This window comes from Ruegeria sp. YTSC230, assembly GCF_059609665.1.
The window spans coordinates 148,795-166,059 of sequence record NZ_JBXWMC010000004.1; the positions used below are offsets into that span (position 1 = coordinate 148,795).

17 protein-coding genes are annotated in these 17,265 nt (G+C 57.9%); 8 read left to right on the forward strand and 9 right to left on the reverse strand.

Annotated elements, in window-relative coordinates:
* Positions 1–31 precede the first annotated feature (31 nt).
* Complete coding sequence (locus tag AC2FD9_RS09910) at positions 32–748, forward strand: alpha/beta fold hydrolase (protein WP_496836613.1); 717 nt, start codon at positions 32–34, stop codon at positions 746–748.
* Here the strand turns inward: AC2FD9_RS09910 and AC2FD9_RS09915 are convergent.
* Positions 739–1,311, reverse strand: coding sequence for a DUF6151 family protein (locus AC2FD9_RS09915; RefSeq protein ID WP_496836615.1), 573 nt, complete (start codon positions 1,309–1,311; stop codon positions 739–741). The genes AC2FD9_RS09910 and AC2FD9_RS09915 overlap by 10 nt on opposite strands.
* 17 nt (positions 1,312–1,328) lie before the next feature.
* The gene (gene phaZ / locus AC2FD9_RS09920) at positions 1,329–2,600 is read right to left on the reverse strand and encodes a polyhydroxyalkanoate depolymerase (protein WP_496836616.1); all 1,272 of its coding nucleotides are present in this window, start codon (positions 2,598–2,600) and stop codon (positions 1,329–1,331) included.
* A gap of 110 nt (positions 2,601–2,710) precedes the next feature.
* Between phaZ and AC2FD9_RS09925 the strand changes: the two genes are divergently transcribed.
* The 4 genes from AC2FD9_RS09925 to AC2FD9_RS09940 all read left to right on the forward strand — a co-directional run bounded on the left by AC2FD9_RS09925 (position 2,711) and on the right by AC2FD9_RS09940 (position 6,551).
* On the forward strand, positions 2,711–4,513 hold the full coding sequence (locus tag AC2FD9_RS09925; protein ID WP_496836618.1) for a PHA/PHB synthase family protein: 1,803 nt from the start codon (positions 2,711–2,713) through the stop codon (positions 4,511–4,513).
* Between the two features lie 131 nt (positions 4,514–4,644).
* Positions 4,645–5,091 (forward strand): phasin family protein, encoded by a 447-nt coding sequence (locus AC2FD9_RS09930; protein WP_496836620.1) that lies wholly within the window; start codon positions 4,645–4,647, stop codon positions 5,089–5,091.
* Positions 5,092–5,226: 135 nt separating this feature from the next.
* On the forward strand, positions 5,227–5,781 hold the full coding sequence (phaR, locus tag AC2FD9_RS09935; RefSeq protein WP_058274099.1) for a polyhydroxyalkanoate synthesis repressor PhaR: 555 nt from the start codon (positions 5,227–5,229) through the stop codon (positions 5,779–5,781).
* Between the two features lie 11 nt (positions 5,782–5,792).
* A complete protein-coding gene (locus AC2FD9_RS09940) occupies positions 5,793–6,551 on the forward strand; it encodes a trypsin-like serine peptidase (RefSeq protein ID WP_496754571.1) in 759 nt (252 codons plus the stop codon).
* Positions 6,552–6,557: 6 nt separating this feature from the next.
* Here AC2FD9_RS09940 and AC2FD9_RS09945 read toward each other — a convergent pair whose 3' ends face one another.
* On the reverse strand, positions 6,558–7,772 hold the full coding sequence (locus AC2FD9_RS09945) for a DegT/DnrJ/EryC1/StrS family aminotransferase (RefSeq protein ID WP_496754569.1): 1,215 nt from the start codon (positions 7,770–7,772) through the stop codon (positions 6,558–6,560).
* 223 nt (positions 7,773–7,995) lie between these two features.
* Here AC2FD9_RS09945 and AC2FD9_RS09950 point away from each other — a divergent pair, with 223 nt between their 5' ends.
* Together AC2FD9_RS09950 and AC2FD9_RS09955 are read left to right on the forward strand one after the other, a co-directional pair.
* A complete protein-coding gene (locus AC2FD9_RS09950; RefSeq protein WP_496754567.1) occupies positions 7,996–8,190 on the forward strand; it encodes a hypothetical protein in 195 nt (64 codons plus the stop codon).
* 57 nt (positions 8,191–8,247) lie between these two features.
* Complete coding sequence (locus AC2FD9_RS09955; RefSeq protein WP_496836854.1) at positions 8,248–8,967, forward strand: formylglycine-generating enzyme family protein; 720 nt, start codon at positions 8,248–8,250, stop codon at positions 8,965–8,967.
* Between the two features lie 2 nt (positions 8,968–8,969).
* Here the strand turns inward: AC2FD9_RS09955 and AC2FD9_RS09960 are convergent, their stop codons facing one another.
* The 6 genes from AC2FD9_RS09960 to AC2FD9_RS09985 form a co-directional block, all read right to left on the reverse strand.
* On the reverse strand, positions 8,970–10,274 hold the full coding sequence (locus AC2FD9_RS09960; RefSeq protein WP_496836623.1) for an NAD(P)/FAD-dependent oxidoreductase: 1,305 nt from the start codon (positions 10,272–10,274) through the stop codon (positions 8,970–8,972).
* Positions 10,275–10,282: 8 nt separating this feature from the next.
* Positions 10,283–11,641 carry a glutamine synthetase family protein gene (locus AC2FD9_RS09965; RefSeq protein ID WP_058274095.1) on the reverse strand — a complete coding sequence of 453 codons (1,359 nt, stop codon included), beginning with the start codon at positions 11,639–11,641 and terminating at the stop codon, positions 10,283–10,285.
* Complete coding sequence (locus AC2FD9_RS09970) at positions 11,641–12,321, reverse strand: type 1 glutamine amidotransferase (protein WP_282121503.1); 681 nt, start codon at positions 12,319–12,321, stop codon at positions 11,641–11,643. Before AC2FD9_RS09970 ends, AC2FD9_RS09965 begins: the two co-directional genes overlap by 1 nt.
* A gap of 59 nt (positions 12,322–12,380) precedes the next feature.
* A complete protein-coding gene (locus AC2FD9_RS09975) occupies positions 12,381–13,700 on the reverse strand; it encodes a glutamine synthetase family protein (RefSeq protein ID WP_496836625.1) in 1,320 nt (439 codons plus the stop codon).
* Between the two features lie 130 nt (positions 13,701–13,830).
* Positions 13,831–16,017 (reverse strand): xanthine dehydrogenase family protein molybdopterin-binding subunit, encoded by a 2,187-nt coding sequence (locus AC2FD9_RS09980; protein ID WP_496836627.1) that lies wholly within the window; start codon positions 16,015–16,017, stop codon positions 13,831–13,833.
* A 3-nt stretch (positions 16,018–16,020) separates the two neighbouring features.
* Positions 16,021–16,485, reverse strand: coding sequence for a (2Fe-2S)-binding protein (locus tag AC2FD9_RS09985; RefSeq protein ID WP_282154201.1), 465 nt, complete (start codon positions 16,483–16,485; stop codon positions 16,021–16,023).
* A gap of 140 nt (positions 16,486–16,625) precedes the next feature.
* On the opposite strand from AC2FD9_RS09985, the gene AC2FD9_RS09990 reads away from it, so the two are divergent.
* Positions 16,626–17,228, forward strand: a complete 603-nt coding sequence (locus tag AC2FD9_RS09990; protein ID WP_058274090.1) for a TetR/AcrR family transcriptional regulator — start codon at positions 16,626–16,628, stop codon at positions 17,226–17,228.
* The last annotated feature ends 37 nt before the right edge of the window (positions 17,229–17,265 follow it).

Consider the following 17,265-nt stretch of genomic DNA (forward strand, 5'->3'; position numbering starts at 1 on the left):
GCCGAAGAAGCTGAGACGAAGGAGGCCGCGATTGATCGAGCCGCTGGTTCTATTGCCCGGATTGATGTGCGATTCTAGGGTATTCGCCCCTCAGATCGCGCACTTTTCCCGTCAGCGTGCGGTCACGGTTGCGCCGGTTTCGCTAGGCGAACGGATTGAAGAGATCGCCTCGGGCCTTTTGGATCAACTACCACACCGCTTTGCGCTTTCGGGGTTTAGTATGGGTGGTGTGGTGGCTCTTGAACTCGTTCGTCGCGCGCCCGACCGGATTTCGCGCCTGTGCCTTATGGCCACCGATGCGCAGTCCGACACGCCGCAGATCGCGGCGACACGAGAAGAGTATATGGTTGGTGCCAAGGCCGGGCGGCTTGAAGAGGTTATGCGAAAGATCCTTGGGTCAGATACGTTGGCCCCTGGGCCAAGGCGCGTTCCCATTCTGAGTGACGTGACTGCCATGGCATTGGATCAGGGGGCAGATGTGTTCGAACGCCAGATGCGCGCTTTGCAGCGGCGTCCGGATCAGCAAGGTGCGCTGCGAATGATCAAGGTTCCCACGCTGGTCTTGTGTGGGGCGCATGACCTGCTGACACCAGTAAGAAAGCACGCATTTATGGCAGATCTGATCCCAAATGCGGAACTAAATGTGGTTGAGGACGCGGGGCATTTGCCAACGCTCGAAGCGCCTCAGGTTGTCAATGAAGCACTTGAGAACTGGTTAAACATGCCTGCGCGAACCACTTATGGGTAAAGGGCTGCACGCTCGGATTTGCTGAGGATCACAGGCTCGACAACCGGGTCGAAGGTACCTGGGTCGAAGAAGGGTGTGTTCTTCCAACTGCCTGACATCCGCGATTTCGCGACGCGGGTCGCCAGCCCGCATACGGCCGACCCAATCTTTTCATGGGCCTGTTTGCCGCGGCCTGTGGGGATAAACCCGCGCGTGGTGATCGGCCCCAACCCACTTGGGTCGGGGATACGTTTGACGATAAAACCCGCGAATGGGAACTTCGGCGTTGTTGGTGTGGTCGCCAGTGGCGCATTGCAGCAACTGGCATACCAGCGCATCATCCCTTTGGGGCTCAGTTGCATCAGCGCGAGATGCTCGGCACCGCCGTCAAAAATGATCTCTTCCGGAAGCATCTGCAGGATTTCAACAGGACCGGGGGCAGGATCGGGTTGCCCAAAATACAACTGAGCCGCGCGGCAATCGTGACAGTAGCACACGACATGTGTGCCGTGTTTCACGCCTGCGGCGCTGATCCGTCCATGTAGGGAACCGCAAGAGCAGGAAAATGGGGTGTCTTTCGCCACTTTCCTGCTCATGATTTTTAAGCCACTTGGTTTTTGTTTGCGGCGCGACGCTTTGGTTTGCGCGTATTTGCATTCATGAAGTCAATCACAAGCGGCCGGATGTTATCCCGCCAGCTGCGGCCTGCAAAAATGCCATAGTGACCCGCGCCGGGTTCGACGTGGCTTGCCTTTTTTGCATCCGGCAAACCGGTGCAGAGTTCAAGCGCGGCAATACACTGGCCGGGCGCCGAGATATCATCATTTGCGCCTTCAACCGTTTTGACCGCAACATCGGTGATTTTGCCGATATCGACCTTGTGACCTGCGACAACGAACTCATTGCGGGCGATCTCGCGGTCTTTGAACACGCGCTCGACCGTGGAAAGGTAAAACTCGGCGGGCATGTCCATGACCGCCAGGTATTCATCGTAAAAGCGGTTATGCGCATCGTGATCGGACGCTTCGCCTCGCATCACGCGCTGGATCTGATCGGTGAACGCTTTGGAGTGGCGATCCCCGTTCATCGACATGAAAGACGCCAATTGCAGCAAGCCTGGATATACCATGCGACCGACGCCTTTGTATTTGAAGCCGACGCGCTGGATCATGGTTTCTTCCAGCTGTCCCATGGTCACACGACGGCCGAAATCGGTTACGTCGGTCGGGGTTGCATCAGGGTCAACCGGACCACCGATCAGGGTCAATGTGTTGGGCTGGGCCTTGGGCTCGACCTCGGCCAGATAAGCGGTTGCGGCAAGCGTCAGAGGGGCGGGCTGGCAAACTGCAACAACATGAGTGTCCGGGCCCAGCTCTTTCATAAAATCGACAAGATACAGCGTGTAATCCTCGACATCGAACTTGCCTTCGGAAACAGGGATATCACGCGCGTTATGCCAGTCGGTTACGTAAATCTCACAATTGACCAGCAGACTTTTGACCGTGGAACGCAACAAAGTCGCGTAGTGGCCAGACATTGGCGCCACCAGCAGCACCTTGCGGGGTTGTTCTTCGCGTCCATTGACGCGAATATGGATCAGGTCGCCAAATGGGCGCTCCATTACGGGAACAATATCAACAAGGTGGTCTTTGCCATCCTCACACGTGAACGTTCGAATACCCCAGTCCGGCTTTGCGATCATGCGCTGAAACGTGCGCTCGGTCACTTCGCCCCATGCGGCCATCATGCTGAAAGCCGGGTTGGGGATCATGGAGAACAGTGGGTAGGACGCCATAGCACTGGCCGTTGCCCCCATCCATTGGTTCGTGTTGCGCATGGTTTCCATAAGGTCGTAGGTCATCATGTAGCGCATTTAGGGGGCCTCCTGGCTGCCGGTGTGAGTGTCGGACCATTCGTCGCTTTGCTCCCCAAGCCCACGACGATTATTCTGCGTAGCAGCGAGGTTAAGGGGGAATTGTTAAAATGACAACAAGTGAACACCGGACGCCGGAGCTATCCCCGGAACACCTTGAGAGGCTTAAAGAAAATATGGACAAGGTGGAGGAGCTTTCGAAGCGACTTGTTGATGCGATGTCGGGAAAGAAGGGACACAACCCTGCTTTGGACGGTCCGAATCAAGAGCTTTATGCAAAGGCAGCATCGGCGTATTGGGCTGAAGCGATGCAAAATCCCGCGCGGCTTATGGAGCAGCAGATCGAGTTCTGGGGTCAGTCTGTTATGAACTTTGCCGAGGCGCAGCAGGCGCTGGTGGGCAGCGAGGCAGAAGAGGCCGCATCCGGACCCCGGGACAAGCGGTTTTCCAACCCCTTGTGGGATACCAATCCGTATTTCAAATTCATCCGTCAGCAGTATCAGACAAATGCCGATGCCATCGCGCAAGCGGTGGCTTCGGTCGAGGATCTGGATGTGCAGGATAAGCAGCGGCTGGCGTTCTTCTCGCAGCAGATCATCGACATGATGTCTCCGACGAACTTTCTGGCGACCAACCCGGATGCGCTGGAAAAGGCGGTTGAGACGGAAGGTCAGTCACTGATCCAGGGTCTGGAAAACCTGGTGGCCGATCTCGAGGCCAATGATGGCGAGATGGTGGTGAAGCTGGCCGATGACAGCGCCTTTGAGGTCGGCGGCAATATCGCGACGACGCCCGGCGATGTGGTCTATCGCAACCGGTTGATGGAGCTGATCCAGTACAAGCCTGCGACCGAGACGGTGCACGAAACGCCGCTGGTGTTGTTCCCGCCGTGGATCAACAAGTTCTACATTCTGGATCTTAAGGCGCAGAACAGCCTGATCAAATGGGTGACCGAGCAGGGTTATACCCTGTTTGTGGTTAGCTGGGTGAACGCCGATGAATCCCATGCCGATATCGGCATGGAGGATTATATCCAGGACGGATTCCTGACCGCGATCGAAGAGGTCAAATCGATCTGCAAGGTCAAACAGGTCAACGCTGTCGGTTACTGCATCGCGGGCACCACGCTGAGCCTGACATTGTCGCTGCTCAAGCAGCGCGGCGACAAGTCGATCAAATCGGCCACGTTCTTCACGGCCCTAACCGATTTTGGCGATCAGGGTGAGTTCACGCCTTTCCTGCAGAACGACTTTGTGGACGGGATTGAGGATCAGATCTCGGAGGACGGTGTTCTAAAAGCGTGGATCATCGGTCGCACGATGTCGTTTCTGCGATCAAAGGATCTGATCTATGGGCCTGCGATCCGCAGCTATATGATGGGCGAGACACCGCCCGCGTTCGATTTGCTGTTCTGGAACGGGGATGGGGCCAATCTGCCCGGCCGCATGGCGGTCCAGTACCTGCGCGGCTTGTGCCAGCGCAATGACTTTGTCACCGACGGGTTCGAACTGCTGGGGCATAAGCTGCATGTGCGCGACGTGGACGTGCCCCTGATGGCGATCACCTGCGAGACGGATCACATCGCGGCGTGGAAGGCGTGTCATCGCGGGGTGCAGCAGATGGGGTCGCGGTCGAAGACCTTCATCGTCTCGGAGTCGGGGCATATTGCGGGCATCGTGAACCCGCCCAGCAAAAAGAAATACGGTCACTACACAAACACCGACCTGAAGGCAGATCCGGAGACCTGGTTGAAAGAGGCCACGTATCACGAAGGCTCCTGGTGGCCCCGGTGGGAGGCCTGGCTGAAGAAGCGGTCGGGTAAACAGGTGCCCGCGCGTGCGACCGGCGATTCGGCCCATCCTGCCCTGGCTCCGGCGCCTGGGACCTATGTGCGGGTCAAGGCAAGTATTTGATTTCAATGCGCCTTGCAGAAATATGCCGCAGCGCAGCAAGAAAAATCTTGCAATGCTGCGCTGCGGCAACCATATTGTCCTCAAGCTGATGAAAACCGGGGTGGGCTCGGTTCGGCAAAAGGATTTTAGACATGGCAAAGACGCAAGACTTCACCGCGACCCTGAAAGACGTTATGGGCGCGTTCCCTGTTGACACCACCGCTCTGGAAGGTGCTTTCAAATCGACCGCGACGCTGAACGAAAAGCTGTCGGGTGTTGCGCTGGAAGCGGCTGAAAAGTCGGCTGAGATCTCGAATAAATGGACCAAGGACACCCTGGCCAAGCTGAGCGAGATGTCGAAAGCCAAGGCAGAGCCTGCAGATTACGCCAAAGCGGCCACCGATTTCGCCAGCGCATCGGCTGAAGTTGCAGCTGAAAACATGGCAGCCTTCGCAGAGATCGCGAAAAAAGTGCAGTCCGAAACCGTTGAGCTGCTGATGGCAGCTGGCAAAGACGTCGCCGAAGACACAACCGCGGCTGTCAAAAAGGCCACCAACGACGTGACCGCAGCTGCCAAGAAAGCAACTGCTGCCAAGTAAGCAAACGCCGCGAGGCGCACCCACTCCTCCCAATCGGTGCTATCGCGCAGGGCAGGTCGAAAGACCTGCCCTTTCTTTTTGTGCTGCGCTCGCATAGTCTTTGCTGCAATGCATCATCCTTGGGGAGGGTAAACGGTGTCGGAACAAGAAAAACCACTGTTGATCAAACGTTACGCCAGCCGTCGGCTGTATAACACCGAGACCAGTGACTACGTCACGCTTGAAGACATTGCGTCGTTTATTCGCGACGGGCGCGAAGTACAGATCATAGACCTGAAGTCAGGTGATGATCTGACGCGGCAATATCTGCTGCAAATTATTGCTGAACACGAAAGCCGCGGCGAAAACGTGCTGCCGGTCAATGTGCTGAACGATCTGGTGCGCAGCTACATGCTGCCGGGTGGCGGTGTGATGCCGCAATTCCTGCAAAGCTCATTCGAGATGCTGCGGGAAAACCAGAGCAAGATGATGGAAAACATGAGCGCGATGAATCCGATGTCTCAGATGCCGGGATTCGATGCAATGCAGGCGCAGCAGCAAGCGTTCCTGAAAGCCATGACAGGTGGACTGTCCGGCGGATGGTCCGGTCCGGACAAAGACGATGACGCCAAATCCGAGCCCAAGGAAGATTTGGACGACATCAAAAAACAGTTGGCGGAACTGCAGCAAAAGCTGTCCAAGCTTAACTGACGCGGCCAAAGATGCGCTGGTTGACCCTGAGTATCACGATACTTTGGACGCAACCCGCGCTGGCGCAGGGCAATTTCTCAGGCCAGTGGTCCCAAATTTGTACATTGGGGACACGGGCCGAAGCCGGATGTGATGCGATTCGTGCACGCGAAATTCTTGCGGCCGATCAGCCACCGTGGCGCGCGATTGGACGTGTTAATTTTGCCAGTCGGGATCAGAAGTCCCATTGCACCGGGGTTCTTGTTTCGGACAATCTTGTCCTGACTGCGGCGCATTGCCTGTACAACACACCGCGTCAGCGGTGGATTCCACCCTCAAGCATCCGTTTTGCCGCCGGTTATCAGCGCGGAGAAGCCGCTGTGGTTTCAGGAGTGAAAGCGTATCGGGTTCATCCTGAACAGGGCGTTGAAGGCCGGTTTGATGACAGATCAAACTTGGATTGGGCGGTTCTGGAACTCAGTGCACCGATTGGGCAGCAAGTCGGCTATCTGCCGCTGGGGGATGATGGCGCCACTAGCACGTTTGTTGCGGGGTATCCCGGTATCCGGCCCCACGTGCTGAGCAAAACAAAGACCTGCCAGCCGCGCCGCCATTCAAGCGGGGTTTTGCTGGCGACATGTCCTGTCATGATGGGGGATTCTGGTGCGCCTTTGTTGGTCGAGATGGACACTGGATTGCAGGTTGTCGGAATCCTATCCCGCGTGGCCGCAACCCCCAAGGGGATCACAGCGCTGTTTTTGCCGGTCGATCTGTTTGACCTTGGACCCTAGTCGCCGTCAGGTTCCGTACACCGGAACCGGGCCTGTAACCTCGCCCACAGACGCCAGCAGGATATCCGAAATCACATCCAGCTCTTCGCGCGTCAGGCGCACAGGCAACCTGACATCGCAGGCCTTCATAAGCATTGCGCGGGTTTGCGGTAGCTCGAACTTTTCCGGCAGGAATTGCCAATTCCAGAATGCGCGGGCGTTGTCCTGACTCAGACCAAAGACCTGAACTTTGACGCCACGCGCCTCAGTCGCCGCAGCGAAGGCGCGGATATCGTTGTCGTCCATGTCTACCAGGTTGAACTGTATGGAATCCGGTGCCCGGCGTTCGGGCTCCAGAGGGGCAGGGACGTCGATATGGGGCGATGTATTCAGCCGGTCTGCAACATAGTCGTGGTTGGACAGGCCATCACGCACACGACGCGCAAGTTCCGGGATTTGTGGCCGGATTACTGCAGCGCTGAGATTGCTCATCCGCAAGTTATAGAGCGGCAATTGGTTCTGCCAGCGGGCAAATGCCTGCTCCAACTCGGGCGAGTTGTCGCCTTGCGGTCCCTTATGCTTCTTCCAGTTATGTTCATACGCGCCCGACATGATCACGGCTTGCGCCACCAGATCGGCGTCGTCGGTGATCAGAATACCGCCTTCGCCCGCGTTAATCATCTTGTAGGACTGGAACGAGAAACAGCCGATCTTGCCGATCGTGCCAATATTGCGCCCGTGCCAAGTTGTGCCTAGCGAGTGCGCCGCGTCCTCGATCACAGGGATGTCGCGTGCGTCACACAGCGCCATGATGGCATCCATGTCCGAGGTGTGGCCGCGCATATGGCTGATGATCACGGCCTGAACGCCGTCCAGCTTGGCCTCGAAATCGGCCATGTCGAGGCGATAGTTTTCACCCACTTCGCACAGCACCGGAATGCAGTCCGCATGCACGACCGAAGACGGAACGGCGGCGAAGGTGAAGCCGGGGATCAATACCCGCGCATCCCGCGGCAGGCCGAACGCTTTGAGGGACAGGAACAGAGCGGCCGAGCAGGAGGATACCGCCAGGGCATATTTACTGCCCAGCAATTTGGCAAATTCGGCCTCAAGCAATGCAACCGGCGCGTCCTGCGGCGCGGTATAGCGAAACAGATCGCCTGACTGCATCAGGGCGTCGATGGCTTCTTTTGCTGCTGGGGGGATGGGTTCGGCGGCATGAACGTTTGGCGGAAGCGTCATATTTGATTTTCCCAAATTCTATCTTTGGGAAAGATAAAGCTATTTTTTCAGCAATCCAACCCTTCAATCGCCCATGGGGCGAAATTTCACCGATCTGTCAAATTCGGATGCTCTGAGGGATTACGGGGCTTCGACCGGCCAGCTTTTGGTCTTGCAGCCGACGCGAAAGTAAGGTGCGATTGGTTCAACTCTGCTTTTGTTATTCACGGGTTGGACCACAGAATTGAAATTCAGACCTTTGACATGGCTGTTGGCGATATCCTCGTTCGCAACAGTCGCACACGCCCAATATGTTCTCTCGGATGGAACCGAAGTCGCGCCGCTCGAGATGTTTCAGGAATGCGATGTTTGCCCTGAGATGATCGTGCTGCCTTTGGGCGAGTTTCTGATGGGTGGGCCTCCGGGAGAGTCAAAGTAGAACGTCAAGTTTGATGAAGCTGGCAACTGGATACCCGTCACGCCCGACAACCCCTATATCGCGTTTCATGAGGGGCCGGTCCATAATGTCACGATTGACATGCCAGTCGCAATGGGCCGCAACGAGATCACCTATGATCAGTGGATGGCCTGCGTGCAGGATGACGGCTGCGGCGGGTACGAGCCGCAGGACTTTATTCGGCTACCTAACTCGAAGCGCGCAAAGGTCAGAGGCAATCACCCTGTCATCACGGTCTCTTATCTGGATGCGGTTTCTTACACCGATTGGCTGAACAGCAAGGTTGGGATGGACGTCTACCGCCTGCCAACCGAGGCAGAGTGGGAATACGCCGCCCGCGCCGGAACGCAGACACCCTTTGCGCAGGGCGAAGAAGTCACCACGGATCAGGTGAACTTTCTGGGCCGCGCGACCGAGATCATGCTGGGCGAAGAGCGGCCTGACCTTGTTTCGCGTGGCACGCCTGTGCCTGTAGATCAACTGGATGCCGCAAATGCGTGGGGACTGCGCCACATGTCGGGCAATGTAATCGAACTTACGATGTCCTGCTGGACCGACAAGTATGCGGGGTGGGAAACATCCAGCCGCTATCTGGAAATGGCTCTCGAAACGCCCTGCGCGAAAATAGTGAGTCGGGGTGGAGCGTATCCCTTTGCTATGGACGCTTCTCGTCTTGCCAATCGCGGCCGAGGATTGAGGGATGCCCGATCAGCTTTGGTGGGGTTCCGCGTTTTGAGAGATCTCAAACAAGCGCCATAGCTTCACACTCCCAACCTATCCCGCAGCGCGAACCATGTCATCGCCAACACCAGCAGCGGGCTGCGCAGGGCAGGGCCTCCGGGAAAGGGCAGGGCGGGGACGCGGGCCATTGTGTTAAACCCTTCGGCTTGCCCCTGGATGGCCAGCGCCATCAGTTGACCCGCATGCGTAGCCGTGCCGACCCCATGCCCGGAATAGCCCGAGGCAGACAGGATATTGGGCGCAACCCGTGCCAGATACGGCATCCGGCGCATGGTGATAGCCAGAGTGCCGCCCCAAGCGTAGTCGATCTTTACATCGCTTAAGTGCGGGAAAATCTCGGTCATCGGTTTGCGCACTGTCGCCGCAATATCGCTTGGAAAACGGTAACCATAGCTTTCGCCGCCGCCAAACAGAAGGCGACTATCGGCGCTGAGGCGGAAGTAATTCACCACGAATTTGGTGTCGGCCACGGCGACGTCTTTTGTCAGGACGCGGGCGGTATCCGCGCCCAAAGGCTCGGTCGCGGCGATGAAATTGTTGATGGGCATGACCTTGGTGGCCACCTTGCGGTTCAGATCGCCGAGATATCCGTTGCAGGCCAGAATGACGTGGTCTGCCGTCACATTACCCTGCGCGGATTTCACAACGGCTGGGGTGGTTTCTTCGACGCCCAGAACCTCGGTGCTTTCATAGATGCGTACGCCTGCTTTTGCCGCTGCCTGAGCCAGCCCCAACGCAAAATTCAGCGGATGCAGATGCGCCGCGCCCATATCCAGATAGCCGCCCCGATAAGAGGGCGAAGGACACAATGCCTGACCTGCGCCTTCGTCCAGAACCTCCATCTGGTCATAACCATAGCGGTCGGACAGATGCGCTGCGTGATCATGAAGCTCTTGCTGCTCACTTTGGCTGAGGCCCAGAACGGCCACGCCGGGTTTCAGGTCACAGTCGATCTGGTGCTTCGCGATCAGGGATTTGACCAGATCTTTTGCGTCTTCGGCCAGGTCCCACAGCTTGGCGGCGTCATCATCGCCGACCAGCCGCTCGAGGTCTTCCTGATCCATCCGCTGTGCGCTGCCCAGTTGCCCGCCATTGCGGCCTGATGCCCCAAAGCCAACGCGGTGCGCCTCGAGCAGGACAACGTCGAACCCTGCTTCGGCCAGATGTAACGCGGCGGACAGGCCGGTATACCCGCCGCCCACGATGCAAACATCAGCCTTCACATCGCCGGATAGCGCGGGGAAGCGGTCCACCGGATTGGCCGTCGCAGCGTACCAGCTGGCCGGGTATTCGGCCTTGCGGTCATTGGAATAAAGCAGGTTCATCGGGTGCCTCAGACATTCATCAGCAGATGCTCGCGCTCCCACGGAGAGATGACCTGCAGGAATTCCTCGTATTCTGCCCGTTTGACGATGCCATAGACGCGGGCGAACTCAGGGCCCAGAACTTCGTGCAAGGCAGTAGCCTCATCAAACAGGTCCAATGCGTTGCCCATCACTTGCGGGATGTCACCTTCGCCCTCATAGGCATCACCATAGAATTGGCGGCGCGGGCGTTCTTGCCGGGTCAGGCCCAGATAACCACAGGCCAGGGACAGCGCGATGCCCAGATAGGGGTTGCAGTCCATCCCTGCGATCCGGTTTTCCACGCGGCGTGCCTCGGGGCCGGACAGGGGCACGCGAATGCCGGTGGTGCGATTATCACGCGCCCATTCCAGGTTGATCGGTGCGGCGTGGTCTTTCACATAACGGCGGTAGGAGTTCACGTATGGGGCCATCACGGCCAGACCAGCTGGCAGGTGGTTCTGCAACCCGGCAATGAAGTTGTAGAACGCGTCCGTTTCACCGCCCTGAGGACCCGAAAAGATGTTCTGGCCTGTTTCCATGTCGATAATCGAGTGGTGGATGTGCATCGCCGAGCCTGGCTCATCCTCGATCGGTTTTGCCATGAACGTGGCAAAGCAGTTGTGGCGCAGCGCTGCCTCGCGGATCAGACGTTTGAAGTAGAACACTTCGTCGGCCAGTTTGACCGGGTCGCCATGGCGCAGGTTGATTTCCAGCTGACCCGCGCCGCCTTCCTGCGTGATGCCGTCAATTTCGAACCCTTGATGCTCGGCGAAATCATAGATGTCGTCGATCACAGGTCCGAACTCGTCCACTGCGGTCATCGAATAGGCCTGCCGCGCGGCCGCGGGGCGGCCCGAACGGCCCATCATGGGTTTGATCCCATGCGCCGGGTCGACATTGGGGGCGACCAGAAAGAACTCCATTTCGGGCGCGACGATCGGGTCCCAGCCTTTGTCGTGATACAGCTGCACAACACGCTTCAACACGTTACGCGGGCTGAAGGGGATCGGCTCACCATCCCGGTCGTAGGCGTCGTGAATAACCTGCAATGTCCAGTCACCCGTCCACGGCGCGGCAGATACGGTCGAGAAATCAGGTTTCAGGATCATGTCCCGCTCGATAAAGCCGTCTTCACCCGCTGCTTCGCCCCAATCGCCGGTGATGGTTTGATAAAAGATGCTGTCGGGCAGGTGGAAATAAGTCTGCCGCGCGAACTTGCTGGCAGGTACGGCCTTGCCGCGCGCAATTCCCGGGAGGTCCGAGATGATGCATTCGACCTCATCCAGCCGGTGGCCGGAGATATAGGTTTTTGCTGCTTCCGGCAGCTGGTCTGTCCAGTCGGCCATCAGGCCCTCTCTTTCTTCAGAAATTCTGCCATGTGCCGTCCGATGGTCGCGTTGTCGTCGGGGCCGGGCAGCCGGTTAGCGGCAGCTTCCATCAACGGGTCGGGAACCACACCCTTGCCGCGCGTTTCCATCAAGCCCTGGATAAAGGCATCGCCGTATTCCGGGTGGGCCTGCACGGTCCAGATGTTGTCGCCATAACTTACCATCGCATTACGGCAAAAGTCGTTGGCGCCGATCACACGCGCGCCTTCGGGCAATTCAACAACCTGATCCTGATGCCAGGCATTCAGGGTGACGGATTGGCCATCCAAGTCATATTCGGTGCGCCCCACGGCCCAGCCACCGGTAAACTTTTCTACTTTGCCGCCAAGCGCCTGCGCGATGATCTGGTGGCCAAAGCACACACCGATCAGCGGGCGACCGCTGTGTTGAATGGCGCGGATTAGATCTTCGAGCGGTGGTATCCACGCATGATCCTCATACGCACCATGGCGCGAGCCGGTGATGATCCAACCATCAGCCTGAAACGCGTCCTTGGGGAATTGGCCGTCTACAACGGCGAAGGTTTCGTAGGTAAAGCCGTTGCCTTCCAGCAGCGCGGCAAACATCGCGTCATATTCGCTGAATTTGTCCTGCAGTTCATCAGGTGGATGGCCGGTCAGTAGGATGCCGATTTTCATGGGTCACCAAATTTGATCAAATTTATTCTAGCCCAGCGGATGCGGGCGGGCAAGAGGGCTCATACGGCTTCGACATAACTCAGCCAATGGTTTTCGGATGGGCGTTCGGCGAACCGCCTGATTTCCTGTCGCTTGGTCATGGCGAAATAGCGGATCAGGTCGGCCGGAAAGATGCGCGCGACATTGGGGTTTGTTTCGAATGCTGCAATGGCTTGGGTCCAGTCGGCAGCCAATTGCGGCAGCCCGTCGACTTCATAGGCATTGCCCGTAATAGGGGCAGGCGGTTCCGACTGATCTTCGATGCCGTTCATGGCGCCCCCCAGAACAGCGGCCAACATCAGATAGGGGTTGATGTCCCCACCGGCGACGCGGTGTTCGATCCGTCGCGCGACCGGCGCGCCACCGGGAATACGCACAGCCGCAGTGCGGTTCTCATAGGCCCAACACGCACCGGTTGGGGCGTGCGCGCCCGGGACCAGACGCGTGTATGAATTCCCGTGCGGTGCAAAGACAAGCGTACATCCGGGCATCGCCGTTAGGCATCCCGCCACCGCCCAGCGAAGAAAATCGGTGCCTTCGGGTCCACCGTTGTCAAACACGTTGCGGCCCTGTTGATCCACGACCGAGAAATGGACATGCATCCCGTTGCCAGCGTCATCGGCGTAGGGTTTCGCCATGAAGGTTGCGGTGAACCCGTGTTTACGGGCAAGGCCACGCGCCAAGGCCTTGAAAAGCCATGTATCATCGGCACAGCGCATGGCGTTTTGGTGATTCAGGTTGATTTCGAACTGGCCAATACCGCTTTCCGAGATGGCGGTTTGCGCGGGAACTCCCATCGCAGCGCACCCGTCATAAAGGTCGGTGAAGAACGCATCGAAGGCATCCATTTCTGCCATCGACAGGACTGCTTCATCCTCCAGCCGTCGCCGGGTCACAGGATTGACCGGCGGTTGCGGATGCGCTCCCGAGGCGTCGAGCAAGGTGAACTCCAGCTCTGTCGCCGCAATGACCGACCAACCGCGTTGTGCATAGCGATCAAGAACAGACGCAAGTGCATGCCTTGGGTCGCCAGCAAACGGGTTTCCTTCGTCGTCATGCAGGCACATGGGGACAAGTGCGGTTTCTGTTGCCAGCCAAGGCACAGGCACCGGGCCGCGATCCGTCGGAAGCAGGACGCCATCTGCGTCGCCGGATTCGAATACCAGCGGGCTGCCGTCGATATCCGCGCCCCACAGGTCGACATTCAACGCTGAAAACGGCATGCGCAGCGTGCCTTTGTCCAGCTTGTCGGCGTAAGAGGGCGGCACACGCTTGCCTCGCATCTGACCATTTAGGTCACATGCGGCAACGCGAAAACTGTGCAAGGCGCTCAGATCCATCACTGACTCCATTACTCTGGCTACCCGAGGTGTAATAGAGGAGTGACCTGTTGTCACGAAATTTGATCAAATTTTCTTTGGCTGAGAAAAACCCCGCGCACGTCCAGTGGGACAGGCGCGGGGTTGACCGTCAGACGAAGCTGACGCCGTTTTCCACCATCGGCAGAGTGGTGACTTTCACGCCGGAAAGCGCCCGGATCGCATTGGCCAGCGCGGGGGCCGAAGGCGGTGTGCCGGGTTCTCCAACACCAGTGGGGGCTTCGGCGGAAGGCACGATATGAACGTCAATCTCGGCAATATCGCCGATGCGCAGCGGTTCATAATCAGGGAAGTTGTACTGGTCCACCGCGCCTTGGGTCAGCGTGATCTGATCACGCATGACGTGGCCGATACCATATCCGATACCACCCTCCATCTGCGCGCGCACCACGTCGGGGTTCACGGCAATCCCGCAATCCACGGCGCATGTGACCTTCTCGATCTTGATGCCGTTTTCCGGATCACCGGACACCTCAACAACCTGTGCGGCATAAGACCCAAAGGACTTATGCACCGCGATACCTTGTGCGCGACCCGCAGTAGCATTACCCCAACCGGCCTTCTCAACAGCCAGTTTCAGAACTTCTGCCTTGCGTTGCTGATCCGCATTATTGGTGTCCGCCAGATGGGACAGACGGAATTCTACCGAGTCACGACCCGCAGCCTCGGCCACGGTATCCATCATTGTCTCCATGACATACCCGGTGTGCGTGTGCCCCACCGAGCGCCACCAAAGAACCGTTGTTGCCTTGGGGGTGTCGGTTAAACCCAAGGCCATTCCGGGGATGTCATACGGGCTGTCGGCAATGCCCTCGACAGAGCTGTGGTCGACGCCGTCATGTACCGCGACGGCCTCAAACGGTGTGCCCTTGATGACCGACTGACCGGCGACCTGATGCTGCCAGCCGACGATTTTGCCATCGGCATCCAGACCAACGCGCACCTTGTGGCCAAAGGCGGGGCGGTAGTAACCGCTGCGGATATCATCTTCGCGTGTCCACACCAGTTTGACCGGGCGCGAACGGTCGGTGACCACAAAGGCCAGCGCAGCCTCAACCTGATAATCCGCATCTGGCGTCGCCCGCCGTCCAAAGGATCCGCCGGCCAGCATTGTTTTGATGTGAATCTTTTCTGGCGGCAGTTGGAAGATCTGCTGATAGGCCATATGCGGGCCGGTCGGCATCTGGGCACCATCGTGCAGGACAATGTCACCTTCGGCAGTTTGCTCGATGGTGCAGTTCAACGGTTCCATCGGGGCATGTGCCAAAAGCGGGAAATAGAAGGTCTTTTCAACGACCGTGTCCGCGCCATCAATGGCCGCCGACACCGCTGCGACATCCGCCTTATTCACGTTATACGTGGCTTCGGCGTTCAGAGCGGCCATGATTTCGGCCTTGATCTGGTCCGAGTCGCGGGTCTCAGATCCGGACATGTCCCAGTCTACCTCAAGCGCGTCGCGCGCCTGAATGGCGGCCCAGGTGTTTTCGGCATAGACAGCGACACCAGCCTGATTGGGCAGGATGGCGGCACTGATATAGCCTTTGACCTCTTTTGACGCGCTGTCGTCAAAGCCGCTTGCGATGCCACCCTTCGATTCGGGCCGTTTGATCATGGCGACCATCTGGTTCGGCAGATGGACGTCCATCGCGTACATCGCCTGGCCATTGCCTTTGATTGCCGAATCCTTGCGGCGCACCGTCTCGTTGCCGATCAGACGGAACTCTGACGGGTCTTTCAGGCGCGGCTCGGCCGGGGCCTCCAGTTGAGAGGCCGCGGCCACGAATTCTGCGATTGGGGCTGATTTGTCGCCTGCCTTGACGATACCTTCCTCAATGGTGATGCCGGATGCGTCCACGCCCCAGCTTTGCGCGGCGGCATTGATCAGCATCTCACGCGCCGCCGCACCTGCCTGACGGTATTGCATCCACGAATTCGCCATTGCGGTTGATCCGCCAGTGCCCTGGAAGGGACCGAACAACAGGTTGTTATAGACCTGCGGGTTGGACGGGGCGAATTCGTATTCGATCTGGTCCATGGTCAGGCCGATTTCCTCTGCGATCAGCGTCGGCAGGCCGGTAGCTGGACCTTGGCCCTTTTCAAAGTGTTTTACGATGGCTGTTACAGTGCCATCTGCATCGATCTTCACGAACGGGTTGAATTGAGCGGTCTCTGACGAAGCAGCCGCCAGCGCCCCATCAGGGCGTGAGCCAACCAGCAGGACGGCACCGGCAGCAGCGGCACCTTTCAGAAATCCACGGCGGGAGGTGTTGATGGTCATGGATCAGGCCTCCAAAATTTCAGATGCGCGCTGGATGCCGGCGCGAATGCGTTGATAGGTGGCGCAACGGCAGGCGTTGCCATGCATGTAATCGTCAATCTCTTCGACGCTGGGTTTGGGGTTTTCGGACAATAGTCCAACCGCCGACATCACCTGACCCGACTGGCAATAGCCGCACTGGACCACGTCCAGTTCGATCCAAGCTTGTTGAATGGCCGCACCGATTTTGTCGTCTCCAACCGCCTCGATTGTGGTGATCTCAGCATCTTCGACATCTTCGATGTAAGTCTGGCACGAGCGCACAGGCTCGCCGTTCAGATGCACGGTGCACGCGCCACAGGATGCGACGCCGCAGCCGAATTTTGTTCCAGTCAGCTTAAGTTCATCCCGGATCACCCAGAGCAGGGGCGTGCCGGGTTCGGCGTCGACCGTGTGGGTCTCGCCGTTCAGTTTCAAAGTCAATGCCATGAGGGGGCTCTCCGTGTTGGGCTGGTTACCTGAGTCGGTAAACTGGCGGGTTTACACTAGGCCAGAAACCCGCGCGTGTAAACTGGTGAGTTTACGTAGTGTTTGACCTTGATCTGTCAATGGGTCTATAGCTTTAAAATATGAACGAATGCACAGCGCCGAATGCGTCCAAACATGCCCAGATCATCGAAGCGGCCGTAGCGGAATTCCAAGAAAAGGGGTTCGCCGCCGCCAGCATGGACCGTATTTCAGCGCAGGCCGAGGTGTCCAAGCGCACGCTGTACAAGTACTTTGAAAGCAAGGAAAACCTGTTTAGATCCATCGTGTTGGAACTATCCAACCGGTTCGCGGCCGTTCGGGATATCCGCTATGAAAAAGGGCGCGACATTCGTAAGCAGCTAACCGATCTGGCCTGGGCCGAGGGGCGCATTCTGATGCTGCCCGAAGTGATGGCGATGGCTCGGATGGTGATCAGCGAAACTCTGCGCAACCCTGATCTTGCTGCCGCTGCGCAAGGCAAACTGGACAAAACAGCGATCTTTATCGAGATGCTGAGGGATGCAGCCGAAGACGGGCAGTTGCGGATCGAAAACCCCGAACAGGCGGGACAGGAATTCATCGGCCTGATCAAGTCCAGAGCTTTCTGGCCGATGGTTTTCTCTGGCAATGTTCTGACCGAAGTCGAAATGACCGCGACTATAGACAGCAGCGTCGAGATGATACTGAGTCGTTACGGCGTCTAGTTTCGGTGCGTGATTAGGGCAGGCGGAAATACTGCTC